This window comes from Vibrio splendidus 12E03 (assembly GCF_000272105.2).
Classification (GTDB): domain Bacteria; phylum Pseudomonadota; class Gammaproteobacteria; order Enterobacterales; family Vibrionaceae; genus Vibrio; species Vibrio splendidus_I.
On the sequence record NZ_AJZD02000215.1, the window covers coordinates 22,981 to 46,352 of the forward strand.

Consider the following 23,372-nt stretch of genomic DNA (forward strand, 5'->3'; position numbering starts at 1 on the left):
CTCACCAAATGGGGGGAGTGCCTTAAGGCTTTAACGAGAGCGCAGGATTAACTTAAGCGTTCGCAGGCTCTGGTTTTGCTTCTAGCTTTTTCTCTTCTGGAGACAAGCTTTTCTCGTATTGACCGTACTTCCACCATGCGTAACCCAAGAAGATCACGATGCCGCCGACGTTATAGAAGATGATGGTCATGATGTCAGCACCCGTTGGGAAGGTCGATGCGAAGAAACCCACGGTAAAGATGCTGATCAGAATCGATACCGCAGCGATACCAACAGGGCGGGAACCCATGCGGAAATCACGTGGTAGGTGATCGAGCTTTAGGCGCAAGTGCAGGTACGCGATCATGATGAACAGTGGCGGTAGCATAGAAGCTGCTGCAGTCATGTTGATGATAGTGCTCATCAAATCTTGAACGGTGTCAGACGCCAACGTTGGGATGAACATCAGTGGAATCACGATGAAGAACTGAACCCAAGCTGCACGCTCTGGTACACCTTGTTTGTTAAGCGCGACAGTCTTCTCGCCAAAGATGCCTTTAGGGATTTCAGAGAAGAAGATCTTTACCGGTGTCGCCGTCCACATAAGTAGAGAGCCCAACATCGCAGTGAATGAAACCACACCAACGAAACGGTTCATCAGGATTTCCGACAGTCCAAAGTGTCTTGCTAGTCCTTCAAATACCTGAACAGAGCCGCCAGTGAATTTAAGTTCTTCACGAGCAACAAATACGTTCGCTAACACAGATCCTACCGAATAAAGCGCACCGATGAAGATACCTGCGATGATGATCACTTTAACGAAAGACTTGTGACCGCCTTTGATGTCGTTAACGTAAACCGCGACCGATTCTGCACCGCCTGCCGCCATGAAAATCCAAGTGATTACGCCAAGGAATGCCCAGTTGAAGCTTGGTGTCATTGCTTCGATGGTGATTGGATCAGCTGGCTCGATACCGCCTACCAAAGCCCCGCCAGATAACAAGATGTAAGACATCGTTAGCAGCAGCATCAGTGATGATGTTAGTGAGGTAATAGGGCCCAGTAATTTCGCGCCGTTGTTAGAGATATGAGTTGCGACCGCAAATAAAATGGTACTCAGAATTGCGGTGGTCATTGGCGTGAAGATGTACTCGAAACCTAAGAACGCATAAGACGCGTAAGCGATGATTCTAGGCAGCAGAGAGGTGAAGAAGAACAGGTTAACAAACCAGTAGGTGTAAGCTGAAATAAACGCCCAGCGGCCGCCTAGAGAACTTTTAACCCAAGAATAAACACCCGCTTCAGAGTCTTTATTCAGTGACACAAACTCTGCAACGATCAAACAAAATGGCACAAAGTAAAAGATGGTTGCTAGAAAGAACATCGGAGCCGAGGAAAGGCCGATCTCGATGTTGTTATTAATGATGTTATTGAAGCTGTATACCGCCGCGAAGGTCATAGACAGTAGGGCAAATTTGCCTATCGTACTGCGTTTATTTTCGGACATGATGTTCTCCGGTGAATCACGTTGATGATCGTTATAACTTGGTCCTAGAGAGGGAAGCTCTAAGCCGCACTTTTATTGTTATGTTGGTTTGGCAAACACCCGCTTTGTTTTGTCAGGGTTGGCTCATTTTTGTTTTTATAGATTTACGATCGGACTTCTTTGGGCTTTTTTCTCTGGTATTTCAGTAAAGTTATTACCAAAACAAAGAGTTAAAGATTAAGAAGTTCACTGAAGAGATTGCTGGTTTCATGAGCGACGATTTATAAGGCTTGTAGGGGCTTTTTGTCGCTTTTTTTATATGAATCAGTTTGTCTCTTCAGCAAGAAGATTAAAGATTAAGCGGCGGGAAGTTAATCGAAATTGATCAAATATGTGACCTTGAGTAAATAAATTTAGTTAATGTTTTACCTTGGTTTTTATTCGAGTTTTATTACCTATTAATTGGTGTTTTTCGTGAACTGAAACCTTGACGGAACGCCGTTTTTATTTTTTTTGTTTTGTCGTTTAATTTTATGATTTAAAACAAAAAAAGCGCCTTGGTAGGCGCTTTTAAAGTTGGGGGGGGGGATGCAGAGAGCTACGATTGCTTAGCTGTTTCTAGCTTTGCGTCTTTACCTGCCTGCTTTTTTTCAAAGCGCGAGATCCACCACCAAGCGAGACCAGAGAATACCGCGGTCATGAATACGTTGATAAAGAAGGCTTGAACTAGGTCAACACCTGTTGGGAATGCAGATGCCGTCATACTCACAACGAAGATGCCGATAAGTACAGATACAACAGCCATACCTTGCACTCGAGTACCCATGCGGAAATCACGCGGTGTGTCGTCATGCTTCAAGCGGAATACAAAGTACGCCACCATGATGAAGATAGGCGGAAGCATTGCTGTACCAGCCGTTAGGTTGATTGCTGTGTTCATCATGTCTTGTACTGATTCAGAGCCGAAGCCGTTCACCACAAGCATCACGAATACAAACGCGAACTGCCACCAAGCTGCACGTACTGGTACGCCGTGTTCGTTAAGCTCTGTTGTCTTCTCACCGTAAACACCTTTAGGGATTTCAGAGAAGTGAATTTTTACTGGAGCTGCTGTCCACATCATCATCGAACCGAACATGGCAACGAATAGGATAATACCGACGAAGCGACCCGTTAGAGATTGTGAGATGTCGAAGTAGTTTGCCATACCTGTGAAGATTTCAACCATGCCGCCAGCGTAGGTCAGTTCATCACGAGCAACGAATACGTTTACTAGAAGAGAGCCAACTGCGTACATTGTGCCGATTGCGATACCTGCACCAATGATAACCTTGATGAAAGACTTGTGACCGCCCTTAACATCGTTTAGGTAGGCGGCTGCGGTTTCAGCACCACCGGCTGCTTGGAAGATCCAACACATGATACCTAGCGTTGCCCAGTTGATGGTCGGTGTCATTGCTTCAAGCGTGATTGGTTCTACTGGTTCATGGTTGCCGCCCAGTGCCATTAGTGCGCCGATAACGTAGATTGCAAACAGGGCGAATACGCCGTAGGCCACGATCTCGGCAATCTTACCTAGCCAGCTCGCGCCTTTGGTTGAGATGTGTGTCGCTGCTGCAAACAGAGCAATCGAGATAGCCGATGTGACGACTGGCGAGAAGGCGTATTCATAGCCCAACATCGCGTAAGACGCATAAGCGATTACGTTTGGTAGCAGAGATACAAACCAGAAAAGGTTTACGAACCAGTATAGGAACGAACCTAGGTAGGCTGCTTTTGAGCCTAGCGGTTTTTTAAGCCAGTCGTACATGCCTGACTCAGAATTTTTATTTGCAGATACGAATTCAGCAATGATGAACACGAATGGAATGAAGTAAATAAGGGTAGCGAGCAAAAAGATAGGGGCTGAACTCAATCCCAATTCGATGTTGTTGTTTACGATGTTGCGAACGTTAAATACCGCTGCAAATGTCATGGAGAGTAGGGCAAATTTGCCTAACTTACCGCGTACAGATTCAGACATAGTGTCCTCCAGGGAATCACATAATTATAGTCGTTATTTCCCTATGCTTCTTTGTAGGGAAGAAGCACAGAGGTTTTGTTCAGTCTATTTGAGCCTTGAACGGCAAGGCTCAAACGCGCTGTGAGTTAATAGGGTTATTGCTTACTTATTAAGGAAGTAACCGTCTTCAATGGTCACTTTCAGTACCACTTTTCGAACTCGGTTATCACCGTGGAAACGGTAAGCCTGATTGTTGTCAAAGATCGCCACTTGGCCTTCAGCTAGCTCACGAGTTTCACCGTTCCCCATTAGGTGTTCGCGGTCGGTTTCATCGCTATAAGCTTGGATCTGCTCTAGCTCTGATTTCGCTGCGAATTCAACCTTTTCACGGCCTTCTAGGTAGTAGTGCACGTCGAAGTAACGACGATTACCTGTGAAGTTTTCTGTGTTCCGAGCCACACCGTCTTCAATCATGTAAGCCAGTGAATCACCAATGGAATACATCACGCCATCTTTGATGTTGCCGATGTTTTCAATCGCTTCTACACAGCGTTGCCATTTACGACCATCGCGGTAGACGACTTTAAATTGTTCTAAGTTCTCTAAAACGATCATCGCTTATGCCTCGTTCAGTTGTGGTTGAGCTTTTGGTGCATCCACCGTAAAAAACTCATCGCCAAAGTTGTGATTGATTAGGTGCTGCGCATCGCAATCGCCTGCTTGGAATGGAATCAGAGTTAAACCGTAGCGGAACTCGTCCATGTAAACGCGGTAAGAATCGAGCACTTCGCTGCCCCAAGAGTTAGAGCCTAAGCCCATCACTTGGTGATCTAGGTTTAACGTGATGTAACCGCTTTTCTCTAGCTCAATGGTGTGTTGTGCTTGGTGCAGGTTTTGGTTGGTGTAGAACCACGCGCTGAAGTTGATTTCTTGCTGTGGTTTTACTGCAATACCATTACCCGCGCGGCTTGAAAGCGCAGCCCAACGAACGTGTTGGCGGTTGCCGTTGTTCTGTGGGAACGGGTAGTTCTCGAACATGTCTGCAACGGTTGATTGGTACACATCAATCATGTTGGCTTGCTTGCTGTCTTGGTAGTTCTCTTCAGGGCCGCGACCGTAGTATTGAACTTGGTCGAAGTCGCCATTAATGCCCATATCAAAACCAATCACAGGAATTACATGAGGGTACTCACCGTAACGTTCGCCGCTTAGCTCAACGTTCAATTGGCCTTCAGCATTAACTTGGTAGCGATATTCACAACGCATGCCGAAATCGAATACTGGTGGAGCAATGATGCTGGTGGTGGTGATCTCTACCTTGCCGTTTACCTGTTCAACGTTAACGCATTCAAGGTCAATGCTACGGAAGTGCTCCTGCATAATTTGCAAGTGTGCAGGCTCCCAGTAACCATCGTGCTCTTGTTTATGGTTATCGATCATTGGCTTGAAGAAGTTGATTCGTGGTTCTGACTTAATCATCTCTTCGCCATTGACCAACCATGACGTCAGCTTGCCGTTCACTTTCGAGAAGTTCAGTGCGAAGTTGTGGCCTTTGATTAGGTAAGCTAAACGAGACTCTTCCACATTCAGTGCTGTCGCATTGTTGTTAGTGAAGGCTTCTAGCTGTGCTGTGTTCTCTTTCACTTGGAATTGATACACCGCGATGTCGTGGTTCGCTTCGCTGTAAGGCGTACGAGAATCCTTGCGCACGGTAAAGTTCACAAACACTTCGCGCTCATCAAGTTGTGGCAAGTTAAGTGTCAGTTCACGGCTCGAGTTTTCTGCCAGTTCTTCAATCTTGATGTGTTGCACAGCGATGGTTTCACCTTCAGCACGGATTTCCGCAGTGATGGTGTAGTCATCGATGTTTGAGAACCAAAGTTTGTTATCAACGGTGAAGGTGCCGTCTTCAGTATTGAAGTCACGGATCTTCACTGGGGCGATAACCTGCTTGTACTCTTTTAAGCCTGGGCCTGGTGTTTGGTCTGGGTAGATCAAACCGTCCATGCAGAAGTTGTAGTTGTTCGGGTAGTCACCGTAGTCACCGCCGTACTTATAGAACTCAGTACCCGCTTCATCACGCGCTAGAATGCCATGATCACACCATTCCCAAACATAGTGGCCTTGAATTGCATCGTGCTTGTAGAACACGTTTTGGTATTCGGTCAAGCCACCTGGGCCGTTACCCATTGCGTGTGCGTATTCACAGATAATGCGTGGTTTTTCGTGTGGGAATTCACCGAAGGCATTCATCAGTTGAGCGCGTGAGTACATGGTTGAAATGATGTCGACCACTTCAGCATCGCGGTCTTCTTCATAGTGAACCAAGCGGGTGTCATCAATTGCTTTTGCCGCATCGTACATAGAGCGGATGTTGCAGCCGTAGCCTGATTCGTTACCTAAAGACCACATGATGATAGAAGGGTGGTTCTTTTGAGCGTGGATATGACGTTCGATACGTTCAACAAACACCGCTTCCCATGCTGGATCGTTAGTGATGCGGCTTAGGTCGCCAACGTTAGCAAAGCCGTGAGTTTCGACATCGGTTTCACCCATCACGAACAGGCCGTAGATGTCACACAGTTCGTAGAAACGTGGGTCATTCGGGTAGTGCGCAGTACGTACTGAGTTGATGTTGTGTTGCTTCATCAACACCAAGTCTTTCTCAACGCGATCCATGCCGACAGCGCGACCTTTCAGGTGGTCGTTGTCGTGACGGTTTACACCATGCAGCATCACGTATTTGTTGTTGATGTAGAACAGACCATCGCGAACTTTAATGTCTCGGAAACCAACGCGCTGTGGAATCACTTCTAGCACTTTGCCGTCTGTGTCTTTTAGCGTCAGCAACAGTTGGTAAAGGTATGGGTTTTCAGCATTCCATTGAACAGGGTTCACGACATCGATAGAGAATTGAGTGTTCGCATTGCCGCCAGTCTGTTGGTTAGGAACAGTTAAGTTATCTACTGAGCCTTGGGAGATAACTTGGCTGCCATCAAGCAATGCGTACTCAATAGTTGCGTTAGTCGCTGCTGCTAGGTTTTCTAGAGCAACGTTGCACGAAAGGGTCGCGCTTTGGTAAGCGTCGTCAAAATCAGTACGAACCGTTAGGTCTTGAACGTGAAGTTGTTCTTTACCAACAAGGTAAACATCACGGAAGATGCCGCCTGTCCACCACATGTCTTGGTCTTCAATGTAGGTGGAGTCTGCCCATTGCATCACGCGAATAGAAAGTAGGTTGTTGCCCGCTTTTACGTGGCTAGAGATATCGAATTCAGCGGTGAGGCGGCTGCCCTTGCTGAAACCAACGTACTCACCATTTACGTAAACTTCGAAGTAGGTCTCTACGCCATCGAATTTAATAATGGTTTGTTTCTCGTTCCAGCTGTCGCCAAGGAAGAACGAACGTTGGTATGCACCTGTCGGGTTATCTGACGGTACGAAAGGTACATCAATCGGGAATGGGAAACCTTCATCTGTGTATTGAAGATCGCCGTGGCCTTCCATTTGCCACATGTTTGGCACCGTAATGTGGCCCCAATCGCTCATCTCTTGAGAGTAAAACTCTTCAGGAACCAAGAGCGGGTTAGTGAAGTAGCTGAAATTCCATTGACCACTTAGTAGTTGGAAGTGGCTGCTTAGTTCACGTTGAAATGTTTTAGCGGTTTTTTCTGATGCGTATGAGAAGAAGTAAGCACGTGGTGCCATACGGTTCTCATGTAAGTTCAGGAAGTTTTCCCAGTTGTTCACGTTGCCTCTCTCTCGGCCTATTTGAATGCTAGCCGACGTTCTTATGCGTAATTGGGTCGTAGTGAATACGAGTATTTTTTGGACTGAGGTAATTATTGGTAAAAGTTTTACTAAATGAAATTGGTGAAAACGTTTTACTTTAACTCCATCACGTTTTTTAGGGGCTTTTTACAGTGCTGTGTGATCCACTTAAAATAATGCTATTGGGTGCTTTAGGCGGCGGATTTTACAAGGGAGAATGCGAATGAAAAGTGATGTGGTATGCATAAAAAAGGCCACCCGACATATTGGTGGCCTTTAGTTATCTAATTGAAAGTTATAGTTATTTTGTTGTGTCTCTTAGTTTGAGTTTGCTCGGTACATACACTCGTAATGGGATGGTTCTGCCGTCACGAGATTTCTCAATCAATAAGTTAACACCTTGAATTCCCATCAGTTCAGAGTGAATACGAACGGTTGATAAAGATGGGAAGGTAAATTTAGCTGTTGGGATGTCGTTTACACTGATGAGCGCAATATCATCAGGAATGCTTAATCCATGCTCATGAACTGCACGTAAAACACCGATTGCAATTGAATCTGATGCAATAAACATCGCTTTTGGGTAGTCGCCACTTTCTAACATCTTCTTCGCTAGTTTGTAGCCCGAAGAGCTAGAGAAGTCGCCTCGGTAGATGTCTTGTTCGCTCACAACGTTCTTTAAACCGCCGTATTCTGCGAAGGCGATCTCACGAATATCAGAGGTGTTGATATCGTCCTGGCCGCCGATGAAACCAATGCGCTCATAACCTTGGTTGATGAAGAAATTGGTGATTTCTTTGCTGATACGAGCGAGATCGATATCAACAGAATCATAAGGTTCTGAGTGATCAGTGAAGTCAACGTAACAGATGTTATCCGTAAGCTTTTTCGCTTGCTCGATAACTTCTTGAGTCATTCTTCCTACGAGCAAAATGCCAGTAACTTGGCTTGAGTTGGTCTGTATTTTACTTTCATAACAGTTGGTTAGGTCGACATCCATCTTTTCGCACTGGGTTTCAATACCGTGACGAATTGATAGGTAGTAAGGGTCGTTAACTTCCGCTTCTTGCTTGTAGTTATACAGTGCAAGGAAGTGGTGGTGCTGCTTTTTGCTGCTAACCGTTTTACGTGAGCTGCTCGTTTTGTACTCCAGCTTCTCTGCAATTTCAAAGATACGCCTTTTGGTCTCTTCCTTGACGCTTAATGTAGGATCTTCATTGAGAACCCGAGAAACGGTAGCTAATGAAACATTAGCTTCAGTCGCGATATCTTTTAACGTTGCCATACTCACTTCCTGTTCTTGGAACATTGCGCTGCTTTGAAATTTGTCTTTAGTAAAAAAAGCAATGCACCTCTTTATTGTACAGACCTATTGTAATCAAACTGAAAGTCATTGCATTAACTTTTAGTAAAATAAATGCTCAACTCCTCTGTGATGTCTCAAATCTAACTATCTACAAATATCTCATTTAAATTCAATGAATTAGATGTCTATATCGATTTGTTTTTTCTATAACTTAATCGACGAGCTGTGTGTAACTTTGTGTAAACGTTTACACTTCGTGGTTCTGATCACAGAAATATTGCCAAATTGGCTGCTACTATTTCCGCAACAACGAACCAATACGCAGCGTATTGGGGCAGATTAAATCGTGAATGACAGCGAAGAGAGGTTGATTGTGAAAGTACTGGTTACAGGCGGTATGGGTTACATCGGGAGCCATACATGCATCCAAATGATGCAGGCAGGTATGGAGCCAATCATTGTAGACAACCTTTGCAATAGCAAAGAGCTAGTACTGGAGCGAATCAATGCGCTAACCGGTCAAACACCAACATTTTATTTAGGTGATATCCGTGATGAGTCGTTTTTAGATGGCGTGTTTGCCAAGCATGATATCCAAGCTGTGATTCATTTTGCAGGCCTAAAAGCGGTGGGTGAATCGGTCGCTAAGCCTTTGGAATACTACGATAACAACGTTAATGGCTCATTGGTTCTTGCTCGCTGTATGAAAAAAGCGGGCGTGAAAAGTATCGTGTTTAGTTCTTCAGCGACTGTCTACGGTGACCCTGAGATTGTGCCAATCACCGAAAGCTCTCCAACAAGTGCAACGACTAATCCTTATGGTCGAAGTAAGTACATGGTTGAAGAGTGTTTGAGTGATTTATTCAACGCTGAAAATGATTGGAGCGTGACGTTACTGCGTTATTTCAACCCGGTTGGCGCGCACCCCTCAGGCACTATGGGCGAAGACCCACAAGGTATTCCAAACAACTTAATGCCATTCATTGCGCAGGTTGCTGTCGGTCGTAGAGAGAAGCTTTCTATTTTTGGAAACGATTACCCAACACCGGATGGAACTGGCGTTCGTGACTACATCCACGTGATGGATTTGGCCGATGGCCATGTCGCAGCACTAAAAGCGGTCGGCGAAAAGGCAGGTTTGCACATTTACAACCTAGGGACAGGTAAGGGATCGAGTGTTCTAGAAATGCTGCAAGCTTTTGCTGAAGCATCAGGTAAGCCGGTTCCTTATGAAATCTGTCCACGCCGTGCTGGTGATATTGCGGAATGTTGGGCAAGCACGGAAAAGGCGGAACGTGAACTTGGCTGGAAGGCGACTCGCAGCGTGATGGAGATGACGGCGGATACGTGGAATTGGCAGTCGAATAACCCTAATGGCTATTAACTTGATGTAATTGAAAGCTGTAACTCCAACTTCTTTGGGGAATGCAGCGGTAAGAGATTAGAAAAGAGAGATTCCAGATATCTCGTACCTCGATTCTGGAATGACGGGTGAGTTAAAGGTTCTTGAGCGCTATAGGCTATTAGCTGATGCACCGAGCTATAGAGCTCTGGAAAAACGTCTAAACATAGAGGTTTAGACACTGAGTTTTATCAAACGTCATTCCAGATTCGAGGGACGAGCGTGATAGGGAATCTCCTCGCAGAAGAATTACTTATCTTGGTGAAAGTGCCAAGACACAAAAATTAAGAGCAATGTAAGTATGTCAAAAGTTGAATTTAACCCAGTAGACCACCCACACCGTCGTTATAACCCACTAACGGGTCAGTGGATCTTAGTCTCGCCGCATCGTGCGAAACGCCCGTGGAGTGGCCAAGATGAAAAGCCATCCACTGAGCAACTGCCAGCGTACGACAAAGAGTGCTTCCTTTGTCCAACTAACACGCGTATCTCGGGTGATGAGAACCCAGACTACGACGGAACTTACGTGTTCAGTAACGATTTCGCGGCGTTGATGCCTGATTCGCCTGACGCTCCAGAGTCTGACAATCCTCTATTTAAGACTCAAGGTGTTCGAGGGCTGAGCCGCGTTATCTGCTTCTCGCCAGATCACAGCAAAACATTGCCGGAACTACCGGTGAACAAAATTCGTTGTGTGATTGATACCTGGAATGAGCAGATAGAAGAGCTAGGAAAAGATTACCTATGGGTTCAAGCGTTTGAAAATAAGGGCGAGACCATGGGCTGCTCTCAGCCACACCCGCACGGTCAAATCTGGGCGAACAGCTTTCTGCCAAATGAGATTGAGCGTAAAGAGAAGCTGTTAAAAGAGTACTTCAAACAACAAGGCTCAAACCTATTAGTGGATTACGTTGAAGCAGAAATGAAAGACGGCTCCCGCACAGTGGTTGAAACCGAGCATTGGATTGCTGTGGTTCCTTACTGGGCTGCATGGCCGTTTGAAACTATGTTGCTACCTAAAACGCATATTCGCCGCATGAGTGAACTGACTGACGAGCAGCGTGATGACTTGGCACTTGCGATTAAGAAGCTGACCAGTCGCTACGACAACCTATTCCAATGTTCATTCCCTTACTCAATGGGCTGGCACTACGCGCCGTTCTTTGAAGAGGGCACCGACATCGACCATTGGCAACTGCATGCGCTTTTCTACCCGCCGCTACTGCGCAGCGCATCAGTTCGTAAGTTTATGGTGGGCTACGAAATGTTGGCAGAATCTCAGCGTGATTTAACCGCAGAGCAAGCGGCGCAGCGTCTTCGTGATTTGAGTGAGGTTCACTATAAAGAGCAGTAATAGGCTGCTTAGTAAATAACAAGCGAGATTCCAGATATCTCGTCCCTCGATTCTGGAATGACGGCAGATGAGAAGCCCAGAAGTTCGAGCTTTGGGCCTTCGAGTTTAGAAGCTTAGCAGCCGATGTTGTCATTCCCTACCGTGAGAGACGAACGAGATAGGGAATCTAAAAGAATTAAAGTGGTGCCGAGAAGGAGCCATTACCAATTGAACAAAGAGTTTAAGCAGAGAGTTTACTTATGTCTGATCTAATCCAAAACGTGAAAACATCTTTTGAGCAAGTCCTTGGTTACCAAGCGACTCATATTATTCAAGCACCAGGTCGTGTGAACCTGATCGGTGAACACACAGACTACAATGATGGCTTTGTCCTACCGTGTGCCATTAACTACCAAACCGTAGTCGCGGCGGCTAAGCGTGGCGACAACATGGTACGCGTAGTATCAGTGGACTACGGTAATGCAGTCGATGAGTTCGATTTAACTCAAGAGATCACCTTCCAACAAGACAAAATGTGGGCGAACTACATTCGTGGTGTGGTGAAGTGCTTAAAAGGTCGCGGCTTTGAATTTACAGGTGCAGACATCTCTGTAACGGGTAACGTACCTCAAGGTGCAGGTTTAAGTTCTTCTGCGGCACTTGAAGTGGTGATTGGTCAGACATTTAAGGTGCTTTACAACTTAGAGCTCACTCAAGCGGAAGTAGCATTGAACGGCCAGCAAGCAGAGAACGAGTTCGTTGGCTGTAACTGCGGCATTATGGATCAAATGATCTCGGCGGAAGGTCAAGCGAATCACGCGATGCTTTTGGATTGCCGTAGCCTAGAAACTCAAGCGGTTTCAATGCCTGAAGATATGGCGGTGGTGATCATCAATTCAAACAAGAAACGTGGTTTGGTCGACAGTGAATACAACACGCGCCGTGAGCAGTGTGAAGAAGCGGCTCGCTTGTTCGGTGTTCCAGCTTTGCGTGATGTAACGATTGAGCAGTTCAAAGCGAAAGAGTCTGAGCTGGATGAGATGGTCGCTAAGCGTGCTCGCCATGTGATTACCGAGAATGACCGAACGGTGGAAGCGGCTCAAGCTCTACGTACTCATGACATGAAACGTATGGGTGAGTTGATGGCGGAATCACATGCATCAATGCGTGATGATTTTGAAATCACAGTCAAAGAGATCGATACGCTAGTGGATATGGTTAAAGAAGTGATTGGCGACCAAGGTGGCGTACGTATGACTGGCGGTGGCTTTGGTGGTTGTATCGTGGCGTTGGTTCCGCCAACTTTAGTTGATGAAATTAAAACAACGGTAGAACAAAAATACCAAGCAGCGACCGGACTAAAAGAATCCATTTATGTGTGCCAAGCGAAAGACGGCGCTGGTCTAGTTGAAGTAATCTAACCGACAGACAAAAGGCTTATCACACAAAAAGATCATGGTAGGCCAAATGCTAATGCCTTTACCTTAAGGTAGGGGCTTTATTACTGGCAGTAGAAGGAATTTAGAATGACACAAGCGCAGAACCTGCATCAATCCATGACAGAAACTGCAGCCTATGATGGCCAACCTGCTCAGCTTGTCACACTGTCCAATGCACGCGGTATGGAAGTGACATTCATGGATATTGGCGCAACGTGGTTGAGCTGTATCTTGCCAGTAAAAGGAAATAGACGAGAAGTACTATTGGGTGTGAATTCACTGGATAACTTCGAGAAGCAAGCCAGTTATATGGGGGCGACAGTTGGTCGTTATGCTAACCGCATTGCCAATGGTCGTTTCAAGATTGATGGCAAGACTTATAAGCTGGCAACCAACCAAGCAGGGAACACCTTACATGGTGGTCCGAATGGTTTTGATAAACGTCGTTGGAATATTACTGAACAGACTGAAACATCGGTTGTGTTTAGCTTAGTTTCAGCCGATGGCGACCAAGGTTTTCCGGGGAATTTGAACGTGTCGGTTCGTTACGAAATCACCGAAGATAATCGAGTCTCTATCGATTACACAGCCAACACTGATAAACCAACCGTAGTGAACCTAACCAATCATGCCTACTTTAATCTGCTCGGTGCAGAAGCAGGGCACGATTGCTTGTCTCACATTGTGAGTATCAACGCGTCTCAGTTCTTGCCAACCAACTCTGTCGGCATTCCATTAGGCAACTTGAAATCGGTGAAATCGACCAGCTTCGACTTTACTCAGCCTATGATGATCTCAGAGCGTTTATTGGGTGATGAACAACAGAAAGCCGCTAAGGGTTACGATCACTCTTTCTTATTGGCTGACGGCTGTAAACGCACTCAATGTGCCGCGACTGTGACCTCGCCAGATGCGCTCGTCACTTTAAAAGTATTTTCAACCAAACCTGCGATGCAGTTGTACACCGGAAACTGGCTTGGTGGCACACCAAACCGAAGTGGTGGCAGCTATGAAGATTACGCAGGTTTGGCATTAGAAACCCAGTTCTTACCTGACTCTCCTAACCACCCAGAGTGGAAGCAGGACAGTTGTATTCTCCAGCCTGAACAAGAATACCACTATCGTACCTGCTACCAGTTTGAATTTTCGGGGGATTCTTCAAACTAGTACGCTCTAGCTCAAAGCGGTGATGCCATTGCTTTTGTTTATTGATGAATAGAGGGGTGTGACTTGTCATGTGTCTCTGGGGGAGATGAACCAAAGCGGCACCTAGCAATCATTTTGTCTAAATAGGAAGTGAGTGTTGGGTACTTGAGTAAGGTAAGAAAGCCCTAGCAGAAGTGATTCTGTTAGGGCTTTTTTGTTTCTTAGTGCGTTTTTTAAACGGTCGCTTAGGCTTTTTCTACCGAGTTACGGCGCACCAAAGTAGGAGAGAACATCATAGGCTCTGCCGAAGTTGTTTCCTCTTTTGCCAAGCTCAAGGCGAGTCGTGTTGCTTTCTCAGCCATCATTTGAATAGGGTAACGAATGGTCGTCAGTTTCGGGTGAACATAGCGGGCAATTAATCCATCATCAAAGCCGATGATCGACATGTTATCCGGTGCTTGAATGCCGTTCTCGTCGAGCACAGACAAGGCACCCGCGGCCATGTAGTCGTTGTAGGCCACAATACCGGTGATCGGTAGGGATTTAGTCAGCAGATTGGTCATCGCATACTCGCCGCCATCGCTGGTTGGCTGGGCGTGTTCAATATAACTTTCAGATAGCTCAATGCCGTACTCTTTCAGAGCGGCTTGGTAGCCCTCAACACGTTCATTTGCATCTTCAATGCTTGAAGAAGAGGCGATACAGGCAATGTTTTTATGGCCATGACGAATCAAATATTCAGTCGCGAGAAATGCGCCTTTCTTGTTATCAAGGAAGATGCAGCGTTCGGCAATCTCTTCGATATAGCGGTTGATCAACACTAAGCCTTTCACTTCTTTGGCGTAGCCGATCAGCTCTTCATCGGTTAGACCTTTTGAGTGAATCACAAGTGAATCGCAGCGGTTATTGATCAGCAGTTCAATGGCTTGCTTCTCTTCTTCACGGTCATGAGAGCCGTTGCCCACTAAGATGTGTTTGCCGTTTTCTCTTGCCACGTTGTCGACCGATTTAACGAGCGTGCCAAAGAAAGGATCCGAAATATCACCCACGAGTACGCCAATGGTATTGGTGCTTTGGCTTACCAGCGCGCGAGCATTGGCGTTGGGACGGTAGCCAAGCTTAGACATCGCTTTAGTTACTGACTCAATAGAGCTAGCACTCGCCTTAGGGGATTTATTGATCACTCGAGATACGGTTGCAACAGAAACACCAGCTTCCTTTGCTACATCTTTGATTGTCGCCATTTTTAACCTCATTTGATTGCTGTGCTTATTTAACACCGACAATGAGAGCAAGGCAATGAAACTCTTATTTTACTTCTATTATTGAGATCTTTACCGCTTGTAATTATTGAACTTAGTGCTAGTGTAAACATTTACATTTTACTTAATTTTAGTAAATTCTTGGTGGGTAAAAAATCAATCAATATAGGAAGTGAGAAATGGATACTATCTCTTATGGTGACTTTGCTAAGTTAGAAATGCGAGTGGGTAAGATCATCGAGGTTGTACGTCATGAAAATGCGGACAAGCTTTACATCGTGCAAGTCGATGTGGGTGAAAAGACGCTGCAAACAGTGACTAGCCTAGTGCCTTACTACACAGAAGAGGAGTTAATGGGTAAACAGGTCGTGGTGCTATGTAACTTAGCGAAAGCCAAAATGAGAGGCCACACTTCTGAATGCATGCTGCTGTGTGCAGAAACCGATGATGAATCTGAAAGTGTCTTGCTGACACCAGAGCGTGCAATGCCAGCGGGTATTCGAGTGGTTTAAGCGGTCTACTTAGTCGGTGAGCTCATTTGTTATAAGCTCATCGACCTCTATGTTCTCAAAGCTCCAAAATGACCAAAGATCCAAATTATTGCAGCTTCAACATCACCTAAGTCTTTAAAGGTTAGCCGCGCGCACTCAATATCAAACCATCAATTACACTGTGGTGGTGATCTGAAACACCTGCAAGGTTGCCATATTTAGGCTGGTGGCGGTCATTTTCTAATGGGTGGTGCCAACCTTGTGTGTGTTTGACAAAGTGCGCCGCAAAGCTTTCAGACACCTCTAAACACCCAGCTATAACGGTATCGACATAGGTTTGAACGATAGGGCTGTTCTCACAAGGCGCTTCAATCTCGTCTTTGATGTATACCCAGATCGATTGATCCGTTTTAAAGTCAGTTTGGCTCTCTATCTGCTCGGGTTTGAGTTCGATTCGGCGATAGCCACGTTCACGATGATCAAACTCAGCAAGCGCTACCTCGTCGACTTCAAGCAAAACACCATTCACTTGCCCTTCACCAAGGTTGACGATCAAAGGGGATAACACGTAACTGTCATCGATCTTACTCCAATGGCGCACTAAGCCATGAACAATCGCTGGGATTGCTTGACCTGTTTGACCTGTGAGTTGACGTGAAGATGAGTTGATCAAGCTGCCATAACCAAAAATATACATCGCGTTCCTTGTCTGTTCTTTTGTATTTGAGACTAGTCTTACTATATGTGGCGAGATGGCAAAAGTCAGTAAGTTTCTATTTACACATCTATATGTCTTTATGACTCTTTGGGTTGTGTTTTTTTGACTTGTTTATTGGCTATTGAATCTCGTGAGTGGCTGTTTTTTCTGGCTTTATCTAGTTGGCGCGTTTCATGCAACGTAATTTGCATATTGCATCGAATTTGATGCACACCAAATTTGGTTTAGGTAATACCTTGGCCGCTTATCTGAGAATTAGGAGCGAGTTTGTTAAATATCACAGATAAAAGTGTAGAAGACGCGATTCCAGCCTACCTGCGTTTAGGCTTTCGACCTTTCTTCTTTCTAGGCAGTCTCTATGCCGTGATTGCGATTGTGGCTTGGGTCATCATGTTTCAAAACGGTCAGCCTGAGGTTTTAAACGTTCCCGCACTGTGGTGGCACGTGCATGAGATGCTGTTTGGTTTTTCGATGGCGATTGTTGTCGGCTTTGTGCTCACTGCCGTGCAAACCTGGACAGGCGTCAATGGCACCAAGCATTATCGATTAGCCGCGCTAGTCGGTTTATGGTTAGCACCTCGTATTCTGTTTTGGACGCCGGCTCCGCTGTGGCTGATCTCTTCGATTGAAGCGCTGTTCTTAATCTTCGCGGCTTACGAGATCGGTTTTCGTGTAGTGCAGTCGAAAGGTTGGAAGAACTTGTTCTTCGTTCCGCTGTTTGTACTGGCGATTGTGGCGAATTTTGCGAGCTACGCGACCATTAAGGGAATGCCTCCGTTCCCATCATCAGCGGTATGGCAAGCCATGCTGTGGTGGTTTACCTTGCTGCTGTCTGTCATGGGCGGACGAGTGATCCCATTCTTCACTGCACGTCGCTTTAACTTTGAAAAAGCGCAGCCATTGGTGTGGTTGGAATGGCTTGCAAACCTGCCTTTGGTAGGACTGTTTGTGCTGAGCTTCTTCCCTCTGGCCTTTGCTCAAATGGGCAGCGGATTAATGGTTTTTGCCGGTGTTGCTCAACTGGTACGCTTCATCCGTTGGAAACCCTGGACAACCCTATCTGAACCTTTGGTGTGGTCACTGCATGCGGCTTACTTGTGTATTCCTCTAAGCTTGTTGTTACGTGGCCTGTTAGAGAACCCATTTGCCAGTCATAACATGCTGCACTTGTTCGCAATTGGTGGCTTGAGCGGTTTGATTCTGGCGATGATAACCCGAGTGACAATGGGACACACTGGTCGTGCGATTTACAAAGGACCAAGCATGGCGCTCGCATTCTCTGCAATTTTTGTGGCAGCGCTAGTACGTAGCTTAGGTGTCACCTTCTTCCCTGGTTATTTGTTTGAGATGGTGAACCTAAGCGCAGGCTTATGGACGTTGGCGTTTGGTCTGTTTATTTGGAAATTCGGCATGATGTTACTTACCCCACGAGTGGATGGTCATCCGGGGTAAACTGATTTTGGTATATTGATAAAAAGGGAAGCGTTGAGCTTCCCTTTTTTGATTGAACTACACACTTATGAACTTATTGAGTGTTCGCTATCAAGTATTGGCGTACCTGCGTAATCAGGTCTTCTTTGGCATGAGGGGAGATGAAACTCGCTTCCACCGCATTAATACTGAACTGCGCTAACTCTTGATGAGTGACAGGGTGGGCGTTGGCAACCGCTAGGAAATTATCATTCATGTAGCCACCAAAGTAAGCCGGGTCGTCGGAATTGATGGTGACACAGAGTCCTTTTCTCAGTAGTTCGACAATGTTGTGCTGCTCCATGGTATCGAAGACTTTTAGCTTGGTATTCGATAGTGGACAAACCGTCAGTGGAGTACGTTTGGCTATTAGTTGCTCCATCAGTTCTTTATCTTCAACACAGCGAACGCCATGATCAATTCGTGTAATACCTAACAAACTCAATGCATCGATAATGTTTTGCGCAGGGCCTTCTTCTCCGGCGTGTGCGACAGTCAGGAAGCCTTGGTTGAGCGCTTCTTGGAATACATGCTTAAACTTCTCGGGTGGGTTACCTTGTTCTGATGAATCTAAACCAACCGCAATGATTTTATCTTTGTAAGGCAAAGCCTGTTTGAGTGTCTCGAACGCGCTGTTTTCATCAAGGTGACGCAGAAAGCACATGATCAGTTGGCTGCTTATCCCAAGTTCATGTGCAGCTTGGTCGAGTGCTCGAGTAATGCCTGTGATAATAGTGTCGAAGGCGATACCGCGCTCAGTGTGGGTTTGCGGGTCGAAGAAAATCTCAGTGTGGACCACATTGTCTTGTTGGCACTTTAATAGGTAGGCCCAAGTGAGGTCGTAAAAGTCTTGTTCATGAATCAGTACATTGGCGCCTTGATAATAGATGTCGAGAAAAGACTGCAGGTTGTGGAATTGATAGGCATCTCGCACTTGCTCTGGGTTCTCAAAGGGGATCGATACGTTATTGCGCTTGGCCAGTTCGAACATCAGCTCTGGTTCCAATGTGCCCTCAATGTGTAAGTGCAGCTCAACCTTCGGTAAATTTTTGATGAAGCTATCCATAGCAACTCCTTAGCTATTTTAATTATGGGCGGAGTAGGGGAAGATAATTAACGCCTACCAAGCTAACGGGTTAGACGACTCATTTATCTCTGTTTGAGCATAGTTCATTTGATGGTTGCCGATGAAATGAGACTGAAATTGTTAGGGATTAGAGGCTGTTGAGTGCTTAAAAATGAGCCGCAAACGATTTGCAGCACTAGAGTGTGATCCGCTGCAAATATTTGCAGCAATATTCGTTGATTTGTGCTCTAATACCGCGCTTACCAAGGGATGGTGTTAAAAGATGCTCACTTAGATGGAGTTATCAAAGTTGACCGATCCCATAATGATCTCCCTTAGGAAAAAATAGAACATGTCTAAGAACAAAAAATTTGATATCCGCCTTACAGAAAAACGCAACGGCTGGTGTGCAGAGATTACTCGTCAAGTAACGTCTCGCAGCACAACAGTATCTAAGCGTGAGTCTGGTTTCGAAACAGAAGCGCTTGCACAAGAGTGGGCTGAGAAAGAGCTAGCATCTTTCATCGCAAACCAAGCTGAACGTAACGAGCGTAAAGCGGAGCAACGTAAAGAGCGCGATGAACTACGTCACGCTAAAGAGCTTAAAGCTGAGCAAGCACGTGAAGCACGCGCTAAAGCTCGTGCAGAAGAGCAAGAAGACGCTGAGTAATTCGGTGCACGATTAATTTATAGGTCCCTTAATTTTAAGATAAGGGAGTTATAAAAAAGCCCCAATATAGTCACCTATATTGGGGCTTTTTCGTTTGTGGAGTTCGTTGCTATTTGCTTAAGAGCGACGGTTTTGGCTTCTCGCTTTTTACATCGCTCTCTCAAGCCTTAATCAGTTGTTTAGCGCAGTTAGCCAATCATCTTCTGCTACTTCTTCAATGTAGCTTTCTACTGTTTGTCCCACTTCTTCATCGTCTTGCTTGAAGTAAGCGATGTGGAACACAGCATCACCTTCGTTCACCAAAGGTAGCGTTTGTTGGCCAATCACGATACCGCCTTTAGTCGTGATAACTTGGCTCTCTTGATGACCCAGTGGAGAACTGATGTAGGCAAGAGTTTGTCCTGCTTCAACTTGTTCGCCTAGTCTCACCATGTTACGCAAGATACCGTCTGATTCTGCACGAATCCAGCTGGTGGATTTGCTCAATACTGGTTCTGGCAGCTTCTTACGGTTCGGACGCAGCATGCCGATTTCTTTCATTACTTGGTGAATGCCAAGGTAGCCTGCACGAATCGCTAGGTGATCAAAGCGCAGTGCCTCACCACCTTCGTATGTCAGTACTGGAATCCCCAACTTTTCCGCTTCACTTCGTAGTGAACCATCACGCAGAGGTGAGTCGATGATCACTGGGGTCGCGAAGGCTTTTGCGATGCGCATGGTTTCTGGGTTCGAAAGGTTCGCACGAATTTGTGGCAAGTTCGTACGGTGAATCGCACCCGTGTGTAGATCCAGAATGAAATCACAGTGCTTAGCCACGTTCTCGAAGAAAGTGTAAGCGATACGTGATGTTAGCGATCCTTTCTCACTACCTGGGAAGCAACGGTTTAGATCGCGACGGTCTGGTAGGTAACGAGACTTATGGATGAAACCGAACACGTTAACGATAGGCACGACAATCAAGGTACCTTTCAGTTTCTTTGGATCGATAGCGTTCGTCAGCTGTCGAGCAATCTCAACACCATTTAACTCATCACCGTGAATCGCTGCGTTTACCATCAGTGTTGGACCTGCTTGGCGACCGTGAATGATTTCAATCGGGATTGAAAGTGGAGAGTGCGTGTAAAGCTGAGCTGCTTGCAGTTCAATCTCCATTCGCTGTCCTGGCTGAACAGTAGAACCAAGTAATTCGAATGGTTGATTAGGTTTTAGTCTTGCCATTTAGGTTGTTCTCAACATGGTGATAATTCGTTAACACGGAATGTAGCAATCGTTGATTTTTAGTACGAATCAATCGGTTTACGGTAACGACAAAACTTTTTTGTGGAGGCGCATCGGGAACGGTATTCCATGGATGGCGCCCTCTTTGGAATACGCTTTTTATTTGTAAGGTTTCTGACAATTTATTGATTTAACTCTGATAATTGTGTTTTTCGCACTTGCTATTATCCATCGCCATTTTCTGGCGGCCAATTTCAAATATCGAGATGAAAATGAAAAAAACAATTTCAAAAGTTGTAGCACTTGCAGTGGTATCTGTTGCTTTATCTGGCTGTGTTGGTAGCAACGCAGTAACGGGTTACCTAATGAAGTTCAACCTTAAAGCCGTTGATAACCGTTACGCACGTGGTGGCTTAAACTTACTGTTGGCACCGGCATACGGTCTAACGGTTGCAGCGGATTACCTGGTATTCAACTCACTAGAGTTCTGGACTGGTAGCAACCCACTAACGGGTGCGCCGCATATCTTTGATACTAAGGTGGATACTTACATTGATATCAACCATCAGCTAGATCCGTCTCTAACGGAAGCGCCTGTAGGTCCAATCACTAATGTAAATATGATCGAAAAAGGTCAGATGCAGCAGATTGATGAAAACACTATCCAAATGGATATCACTTACCAGTCTGGTGAGCGAGCGACACTAATCGGTGTTCGTGATGGCGAGATGGTAACGTACTTTATCGATGGTGAAGTCGTTGCACAAACGTCAATTGATGAGCTAGAGAGCTACGCAGCGTCACGCGCTTAATGTCTTAGCTGGTTGCAAAGATTAGATACAAAAACAGGTACTCATTGAGTACCTGTTTTATTTTGTCTGAATAAATGGTGTTTACTGTAAACACCATTTATTGAACAAACGTAGCTTATCGAATTAAGCTTTTTCTGGGATTGCTTCTAGTAGCGCGACCATTTGGTTCCAGAATAGCTCAACCGTATCAATCTTCACTTTCTCATCTGGAGAGTGAGGGAACTTGATAGTAGGGCCGAAAGAAACCATGTCCATGTTCGGGTAAGGTTCTTTGAATAGACCACACTCAAGGCCAGCATGGATAACCATGATGTTTGGCTTGTGACCGTAGATGCCTTCGTACATGTCGCGGAAGATGTGCATGATTTCTGAATCTGCATCTGGCTTCCAACCTGGGTAAGCGCCAGAGAACTCGATGCTCGCACCCGCAAGCTCTGCTACAGAGTGAAGCATGCTTTCAACTTGGCTACGGCCAGAGTCGATCAGAGAGCGGATTAGGCAAAGTACAGTGATTGAGTTCTCTTCTGTCGTGATAACCCCCACGTTTAGAGATGTCTCAACAACACCTTCAATCTCATCACTCATACGAATCACGCCGTTTGGCGCCGCGTTAAGTGCTGCGATGAAGCGAGCTTGGTCAGCAGCTGCAAGTGCGCCCATTTCAACTGAAGCTTCTTCGTTGAAAGTAACAATGCTGTCTTCTACTTTACCTAGCTCAGTTGAAAGAAGCTCTGTGTAGTCGTTGTATAGAGAAGCCAGTTTCTCTTGGTTTGCAGCAGGTACTGCAACCGTTACGAAACCTTCACGAGGGATCGCATTACGTAGGCTACCGCCTTTGAATTCGACGATGCGTAGGTCTAGCTCTTTCGCGTGACCCGCTAGGAAGCGAGCAAGCAGTTTGTTTGCGTTTGCACGGCCTGTGTGGATATCACAACCAGAGTGACCGCCTTTTAGGCCTTTTAGCGTTAGCTTACGTGTTACGAAGTCAGCTGGAATCGCGTTACGAGCAATTTCAAATGTCATTGCGCCGTCGATACCGCCAGCACAACCCATGTACACTTCGCCTTCTTGCTCTGAATCGGTGTTAAGAAGGATATCGCCTTCTAACCAACCCGCTTCAAGACCGAAAGCACCAGTCATGCCTGCTTCTTCATCTACTGTTAGTAGAACTTCGATAGGGCCGTGCTGGATTTCGTTTGAAGCAAGAACCGCTAGGCAAGAAGCCATGCCCATGCCGTTATCAGCGCCAAGCGTTGTGCCTTTAGCTGTAACCCACTCACCATCAATGTATGGTTGAATTGGATCTTTAGCAAAGTCATGAACTGTGTCTTCGTTCTTTTGTGGAACCATATCGATGTGAGCTTGTAGCACTACACCTTTTTTGTTTTCCATACCCGCCGTTGCTGGCTTTTTGATGAATACGTTACCCGTTGGGTCACGACGTACATCTAGGCCTTGCTCTGTTGCCCAAGCAATAATGTATTGAGCAAGCTCTTCTTCATGCTTAGAAGGGTGTGGGATTGAGCAAATCTTATCGAAGAACTGCCAGATAGGGGCAGGGGATAATTTACTGATCTCAGAATGGAATTCAGACACGGATGACTCCTTTTTTATTTAATAACCATATATTTAGGTTTTGTATGGGTAAAAACCTAGAACAAAAATCTAAAATATGGGTCTGTTTTGATGGCAACAGCATACCACTTGAGCGTTTTGACGAGTAGCGGTTCTAAACCTCAAATAGCTCAAATTTTGAATGCGATCTTGTCCATCTGATCATGGCTAAGCACCTTGATACTTA

Annotated in this window: 18 protein-coding genes; 8 read left to right on the plus strand and 10 right to left on the minus strand. The window is 45.7% G+C overall.

The genetic code is table 11. The features are described 5' to 3' along the window. Positions 1–52 precede the first annotated feature (52 nt). The 5 genes from A142_RS14575 to ebgR all read right to left on the minus strand — a co-directional run bounded on the left by A142_RS14575 (position 53) and on the right by ebgR (position 8,523). Positions 53–1,486: an amino acid permease gene (locus A142_RS14575; RefSeq protein WP_019824880.1), complete on the minus strand. Its 1,434-nt coding sequence runs from the start codon at positions 1,484–1,486 to the stop codon at positions 53–55. Positions 1,487–2,063: 577 nt separating this feature from the next. Next, a complete protein-coding gene (locus A142_RS14580; RefSeq protein WP_019824882.1) occupies positions 2,064–3,488 on the minus strand; it encodes an amino acid permease in 1,425 nt (474 codons plus the stop codon). Between the two features lie 141 nt (positions 3,489–3,629). Continuing rightward, the gene (locus A142_RS14585) at positions 3,630–4,082 is read right to left on the minus strand and encodes a beta-galactosidase subunit beta (protein ID WP_019824884.1); all 453 of its coding nucleotides are present in this window, start codon (positions 4,080–4,082) and stop codon (positions 3,630–3,632) included. Between the two features lie 3 nt (positions 4,083–4,085). Next, entirely contained in the window at positions 4,086–7,217 is a 3,132-nt protein-coding gene (ebgA, locus tag A142_RS14590; RefSeq protein ID WP_019824885.1) for a beta-galactosidase subunit alpha, read from the minus strand. Positions 7,218–7,539: 322 nt separating this feature from the next. Continuing rightward, complete coding sequence (gene ebgR / locus A142_RS14595) at positions 7,540–8,523, minus strand: transcriptional regulator EbgR (RefSeq protein ID WP_019824887.1); 984 nt, start codon at positions 8,521–8,523, stop codon at positions 7,540–7,542. A gap of 394 nt (positions 8,524–8,917) precedes the next feature. Between ebgR and galE the strand changes: the two genes are divergently transcribed. From galE to galM, 4 genes are all read left to right on the plus strand, one after another. Then, complete coding sequence (gene galE / locus A142_RS14600; protein WP_019824889.1) at positions 8,918–9,928, plus strand: UDP-glucose 4-epimerase GalE; 1,011 nt, start codon at positions 8,918–8,920, stop codon at positions 9,926–9,928. Between the two features lie 319 nt (positions 9,929–10,247). Continuing rightward, positions 10,248–11,300 (plus strand): UDP-glucose--hexose-1-phosphate uridylyltransferase, encoded by a 1,053-nt coding sequence (locus A142_RS14605; RefSeq protein WP_019824891.1) that lies wholly within the window; start codon positions 10,248–10,250, stop codon positions 11,298–11,300. 239 nt (positions 11,301–11,539) lie between these two features. Beyond that, positions 11,540–12,700 (plus strand): galactokinase, encoded by a 1,161-nt coding sequence (galK, locus tag A142_RS14610; protein ID WP_019824893.1) that lies wholly within the window; start codon positions 11,540–11,542, stop codon positions 12,698–12,700. Between the two features lie 105 nt (positions 12,701–12,805). Then, positions 12,806–13,885 (plus strand): galactose-1-epimerase, encoded by a 1,080-nt coding sequence (gene galM, locus A142_RS14615; RefSeq protein ID WP_019824895.1) that lies wholly within the window; start codon positions 12,806–12,808, stop codon positions 13,883–13,885. Positions 13,886–14,109: 224 nt separating this feature from the next. On the opposite strand, the gene A142_RS14620 is transcribed toward galM, so the two are convergent. Then, positions 14,110–15,108: a substrate-binding domain-containing protein gene (locus A142_RS14620; RefSeq protein WP_019824897.1), complete on the minus strand. Its 999-nt coding sequence runs from the start codon at positions 15,106–15,108 to the stop codon at positions 14,110–14,112. A 197-nt stretch (positions 15,109–15,305) separates the two neighbouring features. Between A142_RS14620 and A142_RS14625 the strand changes: the two genes are divergently transcribed. Beyond that, entirely contained in the window at positions 15,306–15,638 is a 333-nt protein-coding gene (locus tag A142_RS14625) for a tRNA-binding protein (RefSeq protein ID WP_008218676.1), read from the plus strand. Between the two features lie 121 nt (positions 15,639–15,759). Here the strand turns inward: A142_RS14625 and A142_RS14630 are convergent, their stop codons facing one another. Next, positions 15,760–16,314 (minus strand): gamma-glutamylcyclotransferase family protein, encoded by a 555-nt coding sequence (locus A142_RS14630; protein ID WP_019824899.1) that lies wholly within the window; start codon positions 16,312–16,314, stop codon positions 15,760–15,762. 288 nt (positions 16,315–16,602) lie between these two features. Between A142_RS14630 and A142_RS14635 the strand changes: the two genes are divergently transcribed. After that, the gene (locus A142_RS14635; protein ID WP_019824901.1) at positions 16,603–17,787 is read left to right on the plus strand and encodes an NnrS family protein; all 1,185 of its coding nucleotides are present in this window, start codon (positions 16,603–16,605) and stop codon (positions 17,785–17,787) included. A 73-nt stretch (positions 17,788–17,860) separates the two neighbouring features. On the opposite strand, the gene A142_RS14640 is transcribed toward A142_RS14635, so the two are convergent. Next, positions 17,861–18,871, minus strand: coding sequence for an adenosine deaminase (locus A142_RS14640; protein ID WP_019824903.1), 1,011 nt, complete (start codon positions 18,869–18,871; stop codon positions 17,861–17,863). 352 nt (positions 18,872–19,223) lie between these two features. Between A142_RS14640 and A142_RS14645 the strand changes: the two genes are divergently transcribed. Continuing rightward, positions 19,224–19,541 carry a DUF3622 domain-containing protein gene (locus A142_RS14645; RefSeq protein WP_004741494.1) on the plus strand — a complete coding sequence of 106 codons (318 nt, stop codon included), beginning with the start codon at positions 19,224–19,226 and terminating at the stop codon, positions 19,539–19,541. Between the two features lie 171 nt (positions 19,542–19,712). Here A142_RS14645 and A142_RS14650 read toward each other — a convergent pair whose 3' ends face one another. Beyond that, a complete protein-coding gene (locus A142_RS14650) occupies positions 19,713–20,759 on the minus strand; it encodes a succinylglutamate desuccinylase/aspartoacylase family protein (RefSeq protein ID WP_019824906.1) in 1,047 nt (348 codons plus the stop codon). A gap of 272 nt (positions 20,760–21,031) precedes the next feature. Here A142_RS14650 and A142_RS14655 point away from each other — a divergent pair, with 272 nt between their 5' ends. After that, the gene (locus A142_RS14655; protein WP_004741496.1) at positions 21,032–21,571 is read left to right on the plus strand and encodes a DUF3332 domain-containing protein; all 540 of its coding nucleotides are present in this window, start codon (positions 21,032–21,034) and stop codon (positions 21,569–21,571) included. A 123-nt stretch (positions 21,572–21,694) separates the two neighbouring features. Here the strand turns inward: A142_RS14655 and A142_RS14660 are convergent, their stop codons facing one another. Further along, on the minus strand, positions 21,695–23,167 hold the full coding sequence (locus tag A142_RS14660) for an aminoacyl-histidine dipeptidase (protein ID WP_019824910.1): 1,473 nt from the start codon (positions 23,165–23,167) through the stop codon (positions 21,695–21,697). Positions 23,168–23,372: the final 205 nt, after the last annotated feature.